The organism is Pseudoalteromonas sp. LC2018020214 (genome assembly GCF_016598755.1).
Taxonomy (GTDB): Bacteria; Pseudomonadota; Gammaproteobacteria; order Enterobacterales; family Alteromonadaceae; genus Pseudoalteromonas; species Pseudoalteromonas distincta.
The window spans coordinates 1,445,090-1,461,401 of sequence record NZ_CP066804.1 but is presented as its reverse complement, the minus strand read 5'-3'; the positions used below and the strand labels follow the sequence as shown (position 1 = coordinate 1,461,401).

The 16,312-nt window shown below is 39.0% G+C and carries 15 protein-coding genes and 1 pseudogene; 9 read left to right on the top strand and 7 right to left on the bottom strand.

Features of this window, described 5'->3' with window-relative positions:
- Window positions 1-36 precede the first annotated feature (36 nt).
- The 3 genes from plsX to yceD are packed head-to-tail and all read right to left on the bottom strand — an operon-like array spanning window position 37 to window position 1,794.
- Window positions 37-1,077, bottom strand: coding sequence for a phosphate acyltransferase PlsX (gene plsX / locus JG479_RS06445; protein ID WP_002962380.1), 1,041 nt, complete (start codon window positions 1,075-1,077; stop codon window positions 37-39).
- A gap of 12 nt (window positions 1,078-1,089) precedes the next feature.
- Window positions 1,090-1,260, bottom strand: a complete 171-nt coding sequence (gene rpmF, locus JG479_RS06440) for a 50S ribosomal protein L32 (RefSeq protein ID WP_002962381.1) — start codon at window positions 1,258-1,260, stop codon at window positions 1,090-1,092.
- Window positions 1,261-1,269: 9 nt separating this feature from the next.
- Window positions 1,270-1,794 (bottom strand): 23S rRNA accumulation protein YceD, encoded by a 525-nt coding sequence (gene yceD / locus JG479_RS06435; protein ID WP_007375269.1) that lies wholly within the window; start codon window positions 1,792-1,794, stop codon window positions 1,270-1,272.
- A gap of 131 nt (window positions 1,795-1,925) precedes the next feature.
- Between yceD and JG479_RS06430 the strand changes: the two genes are divergently transcribed.
- Window positions 1,926-2,525 (top strand): Maf family protein, encoded by a 600-nt coding sequence (locus JG479_RS06430; RefSeq protein ID WP_154903353.1) that lies wholly within the window; start codon window positions 1,926-1,928, stop codon window positions 2,523-2,525.
- A gap of 9 nt (window positions 2,526-2,534) precedes the next feature.
- Here JG479_RS06430 and JG479_RS06425 read toward each other — a convergent pair whose 3' ends face one another.
- The 3 genes and pseudogenes from JG479_RS06425 to rluC all read right to left on the bottom strand — a co-directional run bounded on the left by JG479_RS06425 (window position 2,535) and on the right by rluC (window position 4,419).
- The gene (locus JG479_RS06425; protein WP_081709153.1) at window positions 2,535-2,747 is read right to left on the bottom strand and encodes an HAD family hydrolase; all 213 of its coding nucleotides are present in this window, start codon (window positions 2,745-2,747) and stop codon (window positions 2,535-2,537) included.
- Between the two features lie 302 nt (window positions 2,748-3,049).
- Window positions 3,050-3,463, bottom strand: a pseudogene (locus tag JG479_RS06420) (HAD hydrolase-like protein); the annotation flags it as partial.
- Window positions 3,460-4,419, bottom strand: coding sequence for a 23S rRNA pseudouridine(955/2504/2580) synthase RluC (gene rluC / locus JG479_RS06415; protein ID WP_002962392.1), 960 nt, complete (start codon window positions 4,417-4,419; stop codon window positions 3,460-3,462). The pseudogene JG479_RS06420 and the gene rluC, both read right to left, overlap by 4 nt.
- Before the next feature lie 772 nt (window positions 4,420-5,191).
- On the opposite strand from rluC, the gene rne reads away from it, so the two are divergent.
- Entirely contained in the window at window positions 5,192-8,449 is a 3,258-nt protein-coding gene (gene rne / locus JG479_RS06410) for a ribonuclease E (RefSeq protein WP_149602842.1), read from the top strand.
- A gap of 326 nt (window positions 8,450-8,775) precedes the next feature.
- Here rne and yejK read toward each other — a convergent pair whose 3' ends face one another.
- Window positions 8,776-9,792 carry a nucleoid-associated protein YejK gene (yejK, locus tag JG479_RS06405; RefSeq protein ID WP_200220152.1) on the bottom strand — a complete coding sequence of 339 codons (1,017 nt, stop codon included), beginning with the start codon at window positions 9,790-9,792 and terminating at the stop codon, window positions 8,776-8,778.
- A gap of 62 nt (window positions 9,793-9,854) precedes the next feature.
- Here yejK and JG479_RS06400 point away from each other — a divergent pair, with 62 nt between their 5' ends.
- The 7 genes from JG479_RS06400 (at window position 9,855) to JG479_RS06370 (ending at window position 16,235) form a co-directional block, all read left to right on the top strand.
- Window positions 9,855-10,067, top strand: coding sequence for a DUF1414 domain-containing protein (locus JG479_RS06400; protein WP_002961475.1), 213 nt, complete (start codon window positions 9,855-9,857; stop codon window positions 10,065-10,067).
- Window positions 10,068-10,072: 5 nt separating this feature from the next.
- On the top strand, window positions 10,073-11,569 hold the full coding sequence (locus JG479_RS06395; RefSeq protein WP_200220151.1) for a DUF3413 domain-containing protein: 1,497 nt from the start codon (window positions 10,073-10,075) through the stop codon (window positions 11,567-11,569).
- 86 nt (window positions 11,570-11,655) lie between these two features.
- The gene (locus JG479_RS06390) at window positions 11,656-12,135 is read left to right on the top strand and encodes a DUF4124 domain-containing protein (RefSeq protein ID WP_024596961.1); all 480 of its coding nucleotides are present in this window, start codon (window positions 11,656-11,658) and stop codon (window positions 12,133-12,135) included.
- Window positions 12,136-12,238: 103 nt separating this feature from the next.
- Window positions 12,239-13,957, top strand: a complete 1,719-nt coding sequence (gene aceK, locus JG479_RS06385; RefSeq protein WP_200220150.1) for a bifunctional isocitrate dehydrogenase kinase/phosphatase — start codon at window positions 12,239-12,241, stop codon at window positions 13,955-13,957.
- 19 nt (window positions 13,958-13,976) lie between these two features.
- Window positions 13,977-14,915, top strand: a complete 939-nt coding sequence (locus JG479_RS06380; protein ID WP_200220149.1) for a LysR family transcriptional regulator — start codon at window positions 13,977-13,979, stop codon at window positions 14,913-14,915.
- A gap of 176 nt (window positions 14,916-15,091) precedes the next feature.
- Complete coding sequence (locus JG479_RS06375) at window positions 15,092-15,535, top strand: ferritin-like domain-containing protein (protein ID WP_002961486.1); 444 nt, start codon at window positions 15,092-15,094, stop codon at window positions 15,533-15,535.
- Between the two features lie 313 nt (window positions 15,536-15,848).
- A complete protein-coding gene (locus tag JG479_RS06370) occupies window positions 15,849-16,235 on the top strand; it encodes an ExbD/TolR family protein (protein ID WP_200220148.1) in 387 nt (128 codons plus the stop codon).
- The last annotated feature ends 77 nt before the right edge of the window (window positions 16,236-16,312 follow it).

The window sequence follows — 16,312 nt, the reverse complement described above, 5'->3', positions numbered from 1 at the left end:
TTAAACAAATAAATAATGAAATACACGGCACATCAATTATTGATTAACCGCCGTGTCTTTAGAATGTGTTTTTTCGAAAATAGCGGCTATTTTATCAGGAAGTTGACGTTCAACCTCTTTTACCGCTTCATCAATTGCTGCTTGAAATGCTTTAGCTGACGCATTTCCATGACTTTTAACGACAATACCGCGCAATCCTACCAGAGAAGCACCGTTATACTGGTCGGGGTTCACCCTTTTATAGAGTTTTTTTATTATTGGACGCAATATAAACGCCATACATTTATACAAAAGGTGCTTTTCGAGCGCAGCTGTAAACTTATTCATAATAAGCTTGGCAATGCCTTCGCATGTTTTAAGCGCCACGTTACCCACAAACCCTTCGCATACAATAACATCAGCCTTGCCAGAAAAAATATCACTTCCTTCGCTGTAACCAATGTAATTAATATGTGGGCTTTGCTGCATTAATTGTGCAGCCTGTTTAATATCATCGTGGCCTTTAATGTCCTCAGCGCCAATATTTAATAAGCTAACGCGAGGGTTATCGCAGCCAAGTGCTTGGCCAGCAACTACAGAGCCCATAATCCCAAACTGATACAGCATTTGCGCATCGCAGTGCACATTAGCACCTAAGTCGAGTAAATATACTGGGTTTTGGCTTTCTGTAGGAACAGATGAAATGAGTGCGGCACGTTTAACACCTGGCAGCATTTTTAATACGTAGTGAGCCATAAAAAATAAAGCGCCGGTATTACCTGAGCTAACACACGCTTGTGCTTCGCCCGATTTAACTAAATCAAGGGCAACACGCATAGATGAATCTTTTTTCGAACGTACTGCAATTGCAGGTTCGCAGGCGTTAGTGACTATTTCACTACAGTGACGAATTATGAGTCTTGGATGAGATAAAGAATCGAGGGATTCGAGTTCTTTAGATATAACGTCTTCATTGCCACATAAAATGAGACTTAAATTGGCATGAGCGTTTACCGCATGAACGGCAGCAGGAATAGATGAACGGGGGCCGTAATCGCCCCCCATCATATCTAACGCTATGGTTAGATCTTTCAGCATATAAGTAATCTCTTATTTAGAAATTACTTGAACGCCTTTGTAGTAACCATCTGCAGTCACATGGTGACGACGATGAGTCTCACCAGATGTTTGATCTACAGTTAAAGTTGGACCACTGATCGCATCGTGTGAACGGCGCATGCCGCGTCTTGCACGAGACTTTTTGCTTTTTTGTACAGCCATAGTCTTCTCCTAAGAATCTTTCTTAAGTTGTTTCAAAATATCAAATGGATTAGGTTTATCATCTTCCGCCTTTAATACACCAAAGCTGGCAGGCTTTGCTGAATAACTGCATGAAGCTTCGTTGTGGGTAGCCACTAATGGAATTGCTAAAATTAGTTCGTCTTCAATTAAATCAAAAACGTTAACTTCACCATTTTCATCAAGTGCTACTTCGTCGTAGTCTTCAGGAAAAATATCTAACTCTGTATCTTCACCTACTGGTGAATATGCAAAGTCTTGAACCAAATCCAACCCTAAATCACCATTACAACGTTGACAAATGACAGTAACATGTGTGGACAAATTGCCTCTAATCACAGCGAAACCTTGATCATCGTTTTTGCAATGTATTTTTACCGCTATTTCACCTACTTCTTCCTGCACAACTTTCTCTAAACGAGTAAGTTTTTCAAGCGGTACAATTCCGTCATACTTTAAACGGTGCTGCGCTGCTTTGCCTGGATGAAGAGTGATGGGAATTTTCACCTTTTGCATAGGGGCTGCATCATATAGATAGTTAGTTTGTTAGTCAAAGTAAAAAACCATTTTTACTTGGTTTTTAACGTGTTTTACTCTCGGATCTGATTTATCCTAACTCAATCTGAATTATCGTAGGAAAACAGTCCATGAAGCTTCCACTCATTTTAGCGTCAAGCTCGCCTTTTAGGCAGTCTTTATTACAAAAATTTAATTTACCCTTTGATACGTTTTCACCCGACGTTGACGAATCAGCACTTGAATGCGAAACACCTACTGAACTGGTTAAGCGTTTAAGTGAGTTAAAAGCCTCAGCAGCTAATAAACACTTTAAAAAAGGGTTAGCAATTGGATCAGACCAAGTCGCTGTGTTTAACAATCAAATTTTAGGTAAACCGCACAATAAACAAAATGCTCTAAAACAACTAAATTTATTTAGCGGTAATACTGTAACATTTTTAACTGGGCTTTGTGTTTACGATATTGTAACTGGAACAAAAAAAACCTGCGTAGAACCTTTTAATGTGACGTTTAAAACCCTAAGTGACGCACAAATTAGTGCTTATTGCGACGCAGAGCAGCCTTATAACTGTGCTGGCAGCTTTAAAAGTGAAGGGTTGGGTATCTGTTTATTTGAAAAACTAAGCGGAGACGATCCTAATAGCTTAATTGGATTACCATTAATTAAACTCAGCCAATTACTGGCTGAGTTTGGTATTGATGTACTTACTGCTCAAAACAAGCTCTAGTTAAATAAATTAGCCAAGCAAAACCTGTTGCAATTGCAGATAATTATCTACCGTTGCAACAGGGCTAAGCTTATTTAGCTGCTGTGCGTTATGTACACCCATTGTTACGCCAATTCTATCCATGCCTGCAGCTTTTGCCATTGTCATGTCTATTTGGGTATCACCAATCATTACAGCGTCTTGAGCGCTTATGCCAAGTTCTTCAAGTAATTGATACAGCATATCCGCAGACGGCTTAGACAGTGCGTCGTCGCTAGGGCCTGTTTATCTTTCGAGGTTAAATTTGCAGCAGACTGTTTGGTATTTAGGCAAGGCAGAGCCTATGTAGTGTGGTTATTCCCCATAAATAGGCGATAACGCAGCATAAATGCCAAACATGCGCTGCCCGAAGGGTTCTGCCTAGGGGCGATTTACTCTTTGTTGCTCGGTTTTTACTTAGCCCACTAGGTTACAAACCTCACGCCGCGATTAAATCGCCCCTAGATTGAGCAAATTTTAATCCTGAAAGGTCAACAGGCCCTAATACGTGTTGCACTAAAAAAATGTCTAAGTTGGCTTTGATCAAGCAAACGTTCTAATCCATCTCGACCTTTACCTGTTGCAACCGCTAAAACAATGCCCTGCTCTTTTAAGGCATTTAAAACGCTGACAACATTAGCAAATACAGGCGTGGGAGTAGTATCCACACTGTATTGGTGTTTATACCCCTTAATTAGCGCTTGATGCTGCGCCACATTATCGGGAAATAAAACATCAATTGCTTTTTCAAGCGACATACCAATAATGTTTTTAATGGCTTCGTCACTTGGCGCCACTAAATTAAGTGACTCAGCACTACTACGAATACAGTTAACTATTTTAGTGACTGAATCCATAACGGTGCCGTCCCAATCAAAAATGACGAGCTTATATTTTTTAATTGGCGTCACTGCAATCACTGTTTTGCGTCTCGTAATTTTAGTAATGTATTTTTAAGCGTTTTATCAAGGGGCGCTTCAATACGCATCGTTGTTTCGTTTTTAGGATGATAAAAACTTAAATCGTGTGCATGTAAAAATAATCGGTTTAACCCAACTTTACGCATAGATTCATCAAACCCCTGGTCACCGTATTTATCATCGCACGCGATGGGATGACCTTTACATTGCGTATGAACACGAATTTGGTGCGTACGTCCTGTAACAGGAGATGCTTGTACAAGTGAGCAATCGTTAAAACGTTCAAGTACTTTAAAACGCGTATGCGAAGGCTTGCCCTCAGTGTTATCTACACGTACTACGCGTTCACCCGATTTAAGTGTGTTTTTACGTAGCCCTTCAGTAACGTTTTTAGTTTTAGAGTCCCACTGCCCTTCTACAAGTGCCCAGTAATTTTTTTCCATGGTTTTTTCACGAAGTTGTTCATGCAATGCTGTTAACACCGAACGGCGCTTTGCTATAAGTAAACAGCCCGAAGTATCACGGTCAAGCCTATGTACTAGCTCAAGGCTGCGCTCTTCTGGGCGAAGCGCGCGCAGCGCTTCAATTAAACCATAACTTAAACCACTGCCACCATGAACAGCCATACCTGAAGGTTTATTTATGACGATAAGGTATTTATCTTCAAATAAAATATCGTTTTCTAGGCGAGTTACTTTGTCTAACTTTGATGGTACAAACTCTTCACGCTCAGCAACTCTGATAGGTGCAATACGCAGTACATCGTCAAGCTGTAGTTTATATACAGGCTTAATACGCTTTTTATTAACGCGTACCTCACCTTTGCGCAAAAGTTTATAAATAGCGCTTTTAGGCACCCCTTTTAAATGGGTAATAAGAAAGTTATCAATACGCTGACCTAAATGGTCTTCATTGATCGTGACATAAGTTACTTGTAAGTCGTTTTTTTCTGACATTGCCTAATCACTAATTTAAGTAAAATAATTTAGTTGCTAACACTGTAATAATAGTGGGATAATCAGCAGCGCAAATATTTAGTATTTGCAAATAACAACGGTGCTTTTTAACACATTAAAACATTCGTGATGCACATTCTGGGTAGCCGATCATACAGATCCGAGTTAAGTTTTCCAAAGCTTTTATGCCTCCTCAGTTAACACGTGCGATCAATTAACGGCAATGCGCGTAATATATTGCTGGTTAAGTTTGAACATGAAGCGATTTTTAATGTGCTAGAGAAAGCAATGAACAGATAATTTGTCTGATAGTGACGACGTAAAAAACGTCGTTCAGCACTAGCTCAATTATTGTAGTACCGTACAGCAGCTTATTTAGAATTAAAAAAATCTAATAAATAAGCGTTCATTAACATCGGCAGCGATTTTTGCTCTTAAAACGGATATTAGCGATACATCAGTATGTATTGCTCACCAACTTAATGAGCCCTACGCGCCTAATATGAATGATATTTAGTAAGATTAATATGACAGGCCGACTTCTGGGTAAAACTTGTAAACGTAGCTGAAAAGCCGACAGTTTTAGCACCATTAAGAATTTAATAGCGGTAATAATCGCTATTGTTTGCCAGCATTTAAAATACTGCATACGAGATACAGAGCCGTTCCGTTAAAGACCCAGTCGTGAGGCTGCACATTCTAAAAATAGGGACAACTGAACAGGCGAGAAAAACATCGTCATGTCAGCGACATAAATAAGTAGAGTAACAATATGAAACGTATGCTAATCAATGCAACGCAGCAAGAAGAAATGCGCGTAGCACTGGTTGATGGCCAGCGCCTTTATGATTTAGATATCGAAAGCCCAGGTCACGAACAGAAAAAAGCCAATATTTATAAAGGCAAAATCACTCGCATTGAACCATCTCTTGAAGCAGCATTTGTTGATTACGGTGCTGACCGCCATGGTTTCCTTCCTTTAAAAGAAATTGCACGTACTTACTTCCCTGCAGGTTACACTTTTCATGGTCGCCCTAACATTCGCGACGTAATAAAAGAAGGTCAAGAAGTAATAGTACAAGTTGATAAAGAAGAACGCGGCCAAAAAGGCGCAGCGTTAACTACTTTTATCAGTGTTGCTGGTAGCTATTTAGTTCTTATGCCTAATAACCCTCGTGCTGGCGGTATTTCTCGTCGTATTGAAGGTGATGAGCGAACTGAACTTAAAGAAGCATTAGGTCGTTTAGAACTACCTAAAGGTATGGGCTTAATTGTTCGTACAGCGGGTGTTGGTAAGTCATTTGAAGAACTTAACTACGATTTAAAAGCACTATTAGTACATTGGGACGCAATTAAACAAGCAGCCGATAGTGCTAAAGCACCGTTTTTGATTCACCAAGAAAGCAACGTGATTTTCCGCGCAATACGCGATTATTTACGTCGTGACATTGGCGAAATTTTAATTGATAAACCACGTGTTTTTGAAGAAGCTAAAGCGCACATTGAGCGTTTTCGTCCTGACTTTATGAGCCGTGTTAAGCTTTATCAAGGTGACACGCCTTTATTTACACATTACCAAATTGAAAGCCAAATTGAGTCTGCATTCCAGCGTGAAGTACGTCTTCCTTCTGGTGGTTCAATTGTAATTGACCCTACTGAAGCACTGACATCTATTGATATCAACTCGTCTAAGGCAACTAAAGGCGGCGATATTGAAGAGACAGCACTTAATACAAACTTAGAAGCGGCCGATGAAATTGCACGTCAATTACGTCTTCGTGACCTAGGTGGTTTAATTGTAATCGACTTTATTGATATGACTCCTCCACGCCATCAACGTGAAGTAGAGAATCGTTTAAAAGATGCAGCGCGCCCAGACCGTGCTCGCGTTCAAATTGGTAAAATCTCACGCTTTGGTTTACTTGAAATGTCGCGCCAGCGTTTGCGTCCTTCATTAGGTGAAGCAAGCCAAGGCCCATGTCCACGTTGTAGTGGCCAAGGTACTATTCGTTCAAACGAATCAATAGCACTTTCAATTCTTCGCTTAATTGAAGAAGAAGCAATTAAAGACAATACAGCACAAGTAAATGCACAAGTGCCTGTTGCTGTTGCTGCTTATTTATTAAATGAGCAACGTCGTAGTGTTCATCGCATTGAAAAACATCATAAATGTGACGTAGTGATTATTCCAAATCAACATATGGAAACACCACATTATGAAGTTATGCGCTTACGTAAAGACGAAACACTTGAAACTGTAAGTTACGGACAAGTTGTTGCACCGGAGCCTGAAGTATTCGAGATGTCAAAATCTCCTAGTGCGCCAGTCCGTGAAGAGCCGATGCTAAAAGGCGTGGTAATGCCTTCTACTCCTGCTCCACAAGCATCGCCAGCTAAAGCCGTAGAACCTGCTGCGGTAGCACAAACTAAAACTGAAGGTGGCTTACTAGCTGCTATTGGTAATTGGTTTAAGTCGTTATTTGCAAGTGAATCTGAAGAAGAGAAAAAAGAAGCTGTAGAAAAAGAGCAGCAAGAAACGCGCAACAATGCGCGTCGTGGTAACGATAATCGTCGTCGTAATAACAATCAACGTCGTCGTAATAATAACCCACGCACTAACAAACCGCGCAATGAGCGTTCAGCCGCTGAAGAGGAAGCTAAAACTGACTCAGCAGCAAGCACCGAGACTCAAGAGAGAAGCGAGAACCGCAACAAGCGCCGTCGTAATCCTAACTCTCGTAAGCGCCCAGAGCATAAAAACCAAGATAAAGATCAAGTTAAAACTGAAGCCCCTGCAAAGGCGGAAGTAGAAACTGATTCTAAGCCAGCACAAGCTGCAGAGCCTAAAGAGCAGAAGCCTAAAGTTCGCCGTCAACGTCGTAACATACGTAAAAAAGTACGTCTGCAAGATGAAAAAGCTGAGCAAGCTAACTCAACAGAGCAAGCACCTGAGCAAACGGCTGTTACTGAAACTCAACAAGTTCAAGAGCAAGCTCCTGCTGTAGAAAAGCAAAAGCAAACTCCGGCAGAAAAAACAGCTCACATTAAAGAAGAGAAAGTTGATGTTGTTGATTCTAACGATGAAACAGCAACTACTGAAGACGAACAAGAGCAAACACGTACACGTTCACGTCGTTCTCCTCGTCATCTTCGTGCATCTGGTCAACGTCGTCGTCGCCCTGAAGGTGAAGCAGAAGTTAAATCTGATGAAGCCCCTGCATTTATTCCAGTTGCTGATCAAGCTGCTGCAGAATACGAAGCAGAACTTAAAGCTAAATCAGAAGAAACACCGGTAGATGCGTCGCAACAAGTTGAGCAAGCAGTTGCGGTTGAAGACTTAGCAAAGGTGGAAGCTGTAGAAGAGCCAGTAAAAGCTAAAGAACCGGCTAAAGCTGAAACGCCAGTAGCCACTGAAGAGCCAGTTAAAGTTGAAACACCAGTAGCAACTGAAGAGCCTGCTAAAGTTGAAACACCAGTAGCAACTGAAGAGCCTACTAAAGCTGAAACGCCAGTAGCAACTGAAGAGCCTGCTAAAGCTGAAACGCCAGTAGCAACTGAAGAGCCAGCTAAAGCTGAAACACCAGTAGCAACTGAAGAGCCTGCTAAAGTTGAAACACCAGCAGCAACTGAAGAGCCTGCTAAAGTTGAAACACCAGTAGCAACTGAAGAGCCAGCTAAAGTTGAAACGCCAGTAGCCACTGAAGAGCCAGCTAAAGTTGAAACGCCAGTAGCAACTGAAGAGTCTGCTAAAGCTGAAACACCAGTAGTAACTGAAGAGCCTGCTAAAGTTGAAGCAAAAGTGAAAACTGAAAAATCAGCACCGCATGTTAAAACAGCGGTTACTCAAGGGTCAGCAAGTGCGCCAATGGCACAGCCTACTCCTGTAGCTGATAGCGAAGTGAAACATACGTCTGTAGCAATGGCTCACGATAAACGTGAACTAGTGCCAGATAGTGGTTTACGTGCGGGTTCTATCAAACCTGCTGGTCGTGCAAGTTCTGCAATGACTAAAACAATGAGTGTTGATTAATAACTAACATTCATTTAAAAGCCCCGCTATTTAATAAATAGCGGGGCTTTTTTGTTTATATGATTTGAATAATTATTAAAGTTTCTTCACGCCCACAATAAGCGATTTATTCACAAAGAGGTAAAGAGACGCTGCGCTTTTAGAGGTAGTAAAAAAGCTAAGCCTGCCAAGAAAGCATGACTTGTGTTTTCTCATTTACTCCTCTTTCACTTCTCTATCTGAAATAAATATTTAAGGTTTTTTCCGATGCAACGAATTTATATACCGATACAAAAAAGCGCGATATAAATACCGCGCTCTTAAATCAGCTTTTTAACTTGTGAAATTTACTCGCTTTCACTTTCCATAAAACGTTGTAACTGATCTTTTAAGTTTGGCGGAATACCTTTAATTACAAGCGTGTCAGTTGCCTCGTTGTAAGTTACGCGCTCACCTAAGTGCTTACGTTCAAAGCTTACACTCACACCACCTCCAAGACCTGAGAACTTAACCATGCTGGTTACGGTTTTTTTATCAACAGGGAAAGTTTCTTCTAGATCGTAACTTTGCTCTTTACAAAAACTATCAAACGGGCTGTCATCGCCTTTTGTAAGCGTTGCAGATAACTCGCTTACGCTGGCATCTTCACCAGTTGTCACACAGTCATTACAGTAGTCAAAAACTTGTTTACGTAAATCGTCTTTTTCTGATTTATCAAATTGTTGCTCAGATAAATAATCCTCTACTGCGCTAAGCATTACTTGGCTTTGCTGTTTTGAATCAATACCCTCTTCACAACCTAAAAAGTCTAAGAAAAAGTCAGCAACTTTACGTCCAGCTCGCCCTTTTATAAATGAAATATAACGGTTGTCGTCAGCTTGTGTATCCCACGCTGTTAAATCGATACGAGCAGCAAGTTGCATGCGTGATATGTCTAAATGACGAGAAGCGGCTAAATCAAGCTCTGAGGTCATAGAATAATGCTCTTTGATGTTAATCATCGCAATTAGCATGTAATCAGTTGCAACGTACTGGTAATGACAAAATACTAAATAGCCTGTTTCACTAAATGCATACTTATCAAGCTCTTCTTTTAAAACCGTTGAGGCTTGCTCGGTCATATGCCAAAAGCCTAACTCATCATTACGGTAACTTTGCATTGCAGATGCTACAACACTGTTTTTGTCACCACTGAAAGCACAATAACCTTTACCAGGTTTACCATTGTATGCATGATGTAATTGTTCGATAAAAATGGCTACTTTATCGTTAATTACCATCTCATCATTTCGAAGGTGAATTTGCGTATCGTCGTCTTTTTTGTCTACATAGTGAACGACTAATTTTTTAACGTCTGTTGTCATCTTTGTTTTTCACGCCTCTAGTGTTAAAATACGAGAATATAACTATTTTATTGAACCAACTAATGCCAATCTTATCAAAATACTCTAATGAAGAAGTAGAACAAATCGTCGATCAGCTTATTGATGTGCTAACTAAACACAATGCGCCGGTTGATTTAAGTCTTATGTGTTTAGGAAATTCTATCACGCATATCTTAAAAGAGCATGTACCAACAGGGAAAAGACAAGCCGTAACCGAGAACTTTGCAAAAGCGCTCGCGCAGTCGGTTAAGTAAAATTTATGAATTTATCGCAGCACAATCAATTTTCATCAAAAGCGAGTCAGCTGCTAAGTTGGGGGCATTGGTTTACCTTTGCCAATATCGGCTTAGCCCTGCTTATTAGCTTAAGCTATTTATTTGCAGACTCGCCACCTACAAGCTTTTTAGGCATTACCTATATGCTAGTTACTTGGCTAAGCCACACTAGTTTTATAGCCTTTTTAGCGTTTGTGCTGACGGTATTTCCGCTTAGTTTAATATTCCCCTACCCACGACACATTCGTGGCATGGCCGCTGTTATAGCCACTGTAGGCGCATCATTGCTTACTCTTGATGCTTATGTGTATGTTAATTTAGGTTATCACCTAAGTATATCTGCCTTACCTGAAATCATTTCATTGTTGTGGCATCGTTTAACAAGCTCTCCTGCTTTAACAACCATTTTAGCCAGTGGTATTGTTGTTGTTATTTTAGGCTTTCAGCTACTTGTTAGTAATTACACATGGCACCACCTAGAGCGTTTAAAGCAATATAAATTTGCACGTTACGCAATTTCTTTCTTAATCGTGTGTTTTTCGCTTAGCCACAGTATTCATATTTGGGCTGACGCCAATTTAAACTTTGACGTAACAAAACAAGATAATGTTTTGCCACTTTCATACCCTACTACCGCTAAAAGCTTGTTAGCTAAAAATGATCTGCTAGATATAGAAAGCTACGAGCAAGCACACAACGTAAAAATTAATAACCAAAATATTAGTTATCAAATGCCAAGCCCGCTTGAAAAATGCGAGGACTACACACAAGCCAATGTAGATATATTTGTATTTGAAACTCAACAACAACTCGAAAAGTTTGTTGCCGAGAATAAAAACATGCACAAAACAGAGCAGTTTTTACAGCCAACAAATCATGACGATACGTTATTTAGCTTAGTGTATGGTTTACCCGCTTTTTATAAAGCAGCAATTTTAACCGAGCAGACACTCCCAGTTTGGCAAAGTCAGCGCCGTAGCATTGAAGTAACTGGCATTGAAGAACTAAGCTTTATTAATGATCAAGCACATAGCTCTAGTGCTATTCGAGTAATTAAAGCGAGTGATATCCCTACTGTTCGAGATGATGAAACACAGGTTTTTGCTTTTAGTCTTGCCAATAACAAGCAAGAAGTAGTAACCACCTCAACTTTATACAGCTCTGACAAACGTATTTCTAAAGTAGATGGGCTAATTCAACCTAGCGATTTAATTGCAACAAGCGTTGGGCAATATTTAAATTGCAAAGCTATTGCCAAGCAAACAATGCTAGGCGTTAATCTATACAAGAAAAAAGACGATATGGGCGTGAACTACTCTCAGGGTGTTGTTATAGCCTATAAAAAAGATAGGATTACCTTAATAGATTCAGATGGTAACTTTAAAAACATCTCTGCCGCTGAAGGTTTTTCTATTGAACAAGGTTTAGATATACCATTTTTAGTACAGAGTATTAAAAAGCTCAAAACCTTTACCCAATAACAGTTATCCTAACCTAGCTTGATATACCACCAAGCTAGGTTATAGTTTTATATTGTTGTTAGATATAAAAACCAAGGATGACATGTATGTTTAAAACTTCTCGTTATATTCTCCATTCTAGCTTTTTACTTATCAGTTTTTTTAGCTTTAGCGATACCACTTACTACAAATGTGTAACAGAAAAAGGCACTGTCTTTTCTCAACTCCCCTGTGACGACGAAGCAACGACTTATAAAGTTAACACAACGGGTAATCAGTATTCTGGTCCTAAGGTTGACTACACTAAACAACTAAACGAACTTGAGCGTGAAAGGCTTCTATCTGGCTTACAGGCAGAGCTTCGCAGTAATAACCATAAACTAACAATACTTGATCGTAATAAAGAGCGTGCTGAATACAAACAACAAGAGCGGTTAAATCATATCTTAGCCATTGATGATAAAAAGCGTATTACTAAAGACATTACTAAAAAACTAAAAATAATTAATAAAACATATAAGAAAAACGTATCGGCTGTGACTAAACAAATTAAAATTCTCGAAAAAAAGATAGCTCAATTCCAATAAGTTACTCTTAGTTAGTAAGTAACATTTATCTTGGTTTTAAACTTAAAATAACATACCCTTAACACAATAGAGTATAAACTCTAGGGACTTTTAAGGAGTGCAAATGCAACCTCGCCATATTGCTGAATTAATTTTAACGAGTTTTAAAAGGCACTATCAGTTATTTCAAAAAACAACAGCCAAAGCCCCTCTTGCCTTTGCAAAAAAAGATTGGCAAGCAATTAATGATATCAGCCGTTTGCGTATCAGCTATTATGATGATCGTGTTAACGAAACCACGCAAGCGCTAAAAAAAGAAACCCCAACCGAACAACTCGATGAAAGCCTATGGCTTGAAGTTAAAAAGATATACCAGCATTTTTTATGTTTTCATCCCCAAGCAGAGCTCGCCGAAACTTTTTATAACTCTGTATTTTGCCGGCTGTACCATAGGCGCTATTTTCATAATGACTTTATATTTGTAGAAGCAACCTTAAAAGATGCTCCTTCAGTGCCTGTAGAAGCAGAATATAGAACATACTTTCCTGTAGTTGATGGCCTCAAACCAACAATAAAACGCATTATTAGTCATTTTGATTTTAAGGCCCCATTTGTAAATTTAGAGCGTGATATTCGCCTCCTTGTTAAAGCTTTTTATAAACAAGCCCCCGATACACATCACCAACCTTGGCAAATGCGCTTTGATATTTTACACACACCTTTTTATCGTAATAAAGCAGCCTATATTGTTGGTCGTGTTGTTTCAAAAAGTGGGGTTCAGCCCTTTATAATCGCTGTATTACACGATGAAGATAACGGATTATATTTAGATGCACTTTTAACTAAGTCATCTCAAATGCGTGTTATTTTTGGCTTTGCCCGCGCTTATTTTATGGTAGAGACACACGCACCTTCAGCACTTGTTCGATTTTTAAATCAACTTATGCCAAACAAAACACTTGCTGAACTTTATAACGCAGTGGGTTTTCATAAGCAGGGGAAAACTGAGTTTTACCGAGAGTTTTTAAATCACTTATCTCACTCTAGTGATGAGTTTACAATTGCACCGGGGACTCCCGGTATGGTGATGATGGTATTTACCCTCCCCTCATTTGGCTATGTTTTTAAAGTAATAAAAGACAAATTTGGTGAGAGTAAACCCTTTGGCCGTGATACCGTATTAAAACGCTATCAACTGGTAAAAAATCATGATCGCGTTGGCAGAATGGCCGATACCATAGAGTATTCTAACGTCGTATTTCCTTTAGCGCGTTTTGATAGTAATTTACTTGCGCAATTACATAAAACAATTGGCTCATCAATGATAATTGAGGGCGATTGGTTGATCATCAAGCATTTGTATATTGAACGGCGCATGACACCTCTTAACTTGTTTTTAGAAAATGCTGATGAAGAAAGTGTCGCCGACGCGATTGAAGAATATGGGCAAGCCCTAAAAGAAATGATTGCTGTTAATATATTCCCTGGTGATATGCTCTTAAAAAACTTTGGTGTAAGTAAGCACAAACGTATTATTTTTTACGATTACGATGAAGTTCAATATCTAACCGATATGAACTTTAGAGCATTACCAAAAGCAAAGAGCTATGACGACTATCTAATGAATGAACAAAGTTACTCTGTTGCACCACAGGACGTATTTCCTGAGCAACTTTGTACATTTGTAATGCCAAACCCTATGTATAAAAAGTTTTTACTCAGTACTCATCCTGAGCTTATAGATGTTAGCTTTTGGAAGCAGGCACAACAAAATATAAAAAATGGTCAGGTAAGTCATATTTACCCATACCCGACAGCACAGCGCTTTATTCACCACTGGTAAGCGCTAAAGGACACACACAATGAATATAAGTAAAATAGATTTAAATTTACTCGTTTACCTCGATACATTGCTTCGAGAATGCAGCGTAACACGCGCTGCTAATCAATTGAGTATAACGCAACCTGCAATGAGTAATGGCCTTAAACGTCTTCGTAACTTATTTAACGACCCTATTTTAGTTCGTACCAGCGATGGTATGGTGCCTACCGAGCGTGCTTTGGAGTTACAACCCGTTATTCGTGGCATATTAATGACGCTTGAAGAAACTCTAGCTCCTAATCGAGAATTTGAGGCAAGCCAAAGTAAGCGTGTGTTTAGAATAATGGCCAGTGATTACGCTGCAAGTACATTAGCACCAAAGCTTTTAAGTAAATTGCACGAAGAAGCCCCTGATACTACTTTAGATATACTCACACCAAGTGATGTCACCTTTCATGATGTAGAAAACGGTAAAGTAGATATGGCAATCAACCGTTTTGAAAACTTACCTCAGTCTTTTCATCATAAACGTATTTGGAAAGATAGTTTTTGCTGCTTAGTAAAAGCCGATAATCCTATAATTGAAAACTTTAGTCTCGACAGCTATTTAAAAGCGCGCCATATATGGGTAAGCAAAACAGGTTTTGGTGTAGGTGTAGGTATGGACCCTAAAGATGTGCAAAAACTTGGCTGGGTTGACGAAGCACTTGCTCACTTTGGTAAGCATCGTAATATTGCCACTTTTACGCGTAACTACCATGTGGCAATCCATTTAGCTAAAGAGAAAAATTTAATTGCGACCCTTCCTTCAAAAGCCGCAAATATATATTTAGATGATCCGGGGCTTAAAATTTTAGAGCCACCATTTCCAATCCCTCCTTTTGAGCTTGATATGATTTGGAGCCCACTGTTACATCGCGACGCGAGTCACATTTGGTTACGTCAAAAAGTAGCTGAAGTAGCTGAAGAGCTAAAATAACTTTATTACACAATATAATGTAAAAATTGCTAGGTTAATTTTAGCCTGTTAACTTAGCATCTTACTAAAATAAAATTAAACCAATAAAATCAAATAACTACATAACTATTGAAACGTGGAACATACATTGCTTTTATTAGATTGAACTATACATTCATTTAATTAAAGAGGTCATTATGAACACCCATCAAGGATCAGAAGTAAATCATATTACTGACATCATTCAAGTTATGAACAGCGGCATAGATTTTTATCAAAAAGCACAGGAAAAAGTTGAAGACCCTGCTATTGGTGCACTTTTTCAGCGTATGATTGATGCCCGAAAAGTGAGTGTTGAGCGCTTGCAGCCATATGCAATTAATGAAAAAGGCGAACGCGAAGATGGCTCATCTTTCGCAGTTGAAGCACGACGTGCGTACACAGCCCTATTGACTACTTTTACCTCACACAACGACAGCACGTATGTAAAAGAGCTTGAAGAGGTAGAAGATAAAACCCTTGAAGAAATTAAAGCAGCAATGGATAAACCGCAACCAGCTGACTGCGAAGCTGCACTGGCTAAAACATTATTAACAATGCAAAGCTGCCATGCAGAAATGAGCCGTATGCAAAAGCATTAAGCTTACATAGCGCATAACTAGAACCCAGCCTCGAGCTGGGTTTTTTATTGCCTCTAATACCAATCTACATATTTTTTTAAGCAATTTAACGAATTGAATTACATTATAACGATGCTAAATAGACCCATATTTAAGCAGATCGGTATAAACACCACCTTATTTCACCACATATTAAATACATAATTAGTACAAATATTTAATGTTATTAGAATGTTTATTTAACCACGCTTTATTTTTGCTGTGCTAATTTTGTTAATAGGTACCTAAAACCTTGCTGTGGCGCCGCAGCATTTAATTAAAAATAAGGTCCAATATGAAAAGCAAACTACAAAATAATGCTGATGTAGATATGACCCCGATGTTAGACATAGTGTTCATTTTACTAATTTTCTTTATTGTAACTACATCTTTTGTAAAACCTGTGGCTATTGAATTAAACCGACCACTCGACAGCCCTCAAATAGATAAGCCTGTTAAAAATGCTTTATTTAGAATTGATGAAAGTAACGGAGTATATTTTTCGGGGAGGTTAATTGATTTAGAGCAAGTTGCAACTAATTTAGCTATGTTCGCGGCTGAATATGAAATAAGTTCGGTACTTATAACCGCAGACGAAAACAGTACACATAATACTTTAATGAATGTAATGAATAATATTAAGCAATACGATGATTATCCAATAAGTTTGATTTCTAAATAGAATCAGCCCAAGCTAAAACCAAAAAAAGGGCCTTACGGCCCTTTGAGTTAAATAACAAAAGGGAGAGTTGCTTAACC

Bases quoted from the DNA above. Each gene is read 5' to 3' on its own strand.
- aceK (WP_200220150.1), top strand. From the start codon at position 12,239: ATGCAACCTCGCCATATTGCTGAATTAATTTTAACGAGTTTTAAAAGG.
- rne (WP_149602842.1), top strand. From the start codon at position 5,192: ATGAAACGTATGCTAATCAATGCAACGCAGCAAGAAGAAATGCGCGTA.
- JG479_RS06425 (WP_081709153.1), bottom strand. From the start codon at position 2,747: ATGCTGTATCAATTACTTGAAGAACTTGGCATAAGCGCTCAAGACGCT.
- JG479_RS06375 (WP_002961486.1), top strand. From the start codon at position 15,092: ATGAACACCCATCAAGGATCAGAAGTAAATCATATTACTGACATCATT.
- JG479_RS06390 (WP_024596961.1), top strand. From the start codon at position 11,656: ATGTTTAAAACTTCTCGTTATATTCTCCATTCTAGCTTTTTACTTATC.
- rpmF (WP_002962381.1), bottom strand. From the start codon at position 1,260: ATGGCTGTACAAAAAAGCAAAAAGTCTCGTGCAAGACGCGGCATGCGC.
- JG479_RS06380 (WP_200220149.1), top strand. From the start codon at position 13,977: ATGAATATAAGTAAAATAGATTTAAATTTACTCGTTTACCTCGATACA.
- plsX (WP_002962380.1), bottom strand. From the start codon at position 1,077: ATGCTGAAAGATCTAACCATAGCGTTAGATATGATGGGGGGCGATTAC.
- yceD (WP_007375269.1), bottom strand. From the start codon at position 1,794: ATGCAAAAGGTGAAAATTCCCATCACTCTTCATCCAGGCAAAGCAGCG.
- JG479_RS06370 (WP_200220148.1), top strand. From the start codon at position 15,849: ATGAAAAGCAAACTACAAAATAATGCTGATGTAGATATGACCCCGATG.
- rluC (WP_002962392.1), bottom strand. From the start codon at position 4,419: ATGTCAGAAAAAAACGACTTACAAGTAACTTATGTCACGATCAATGAA.
- JG479_RS06430 (WP_154903353.1), top strand. From the start codon at position 1,926: ATGAAGCTTCCACTCATTTTAGCGTCAAGCTCGCCTTTTAGGCAGTCT.
- yejK (WP_200220152.1), bottom strand. From the start codon at position 9,792: ATGACAACAGACGTTAAAAAATTAGTCGTTCACTATGTAGACAAAAAA.
- JG479_RS06395 (WP_200220151.1), top strand. From the start codon at position 10,073: ATGAATTTATCGCAGCACAATCAATTTTCATCAAAAGCGAGTCAGCTG.
- JG479_RS06400 (WP_002961475.1), top strand. From the start codon at position 9,855: ATGCCAATCTTATCAAAATACTCTAATGAAGAAGTAGAACAAATCGTC.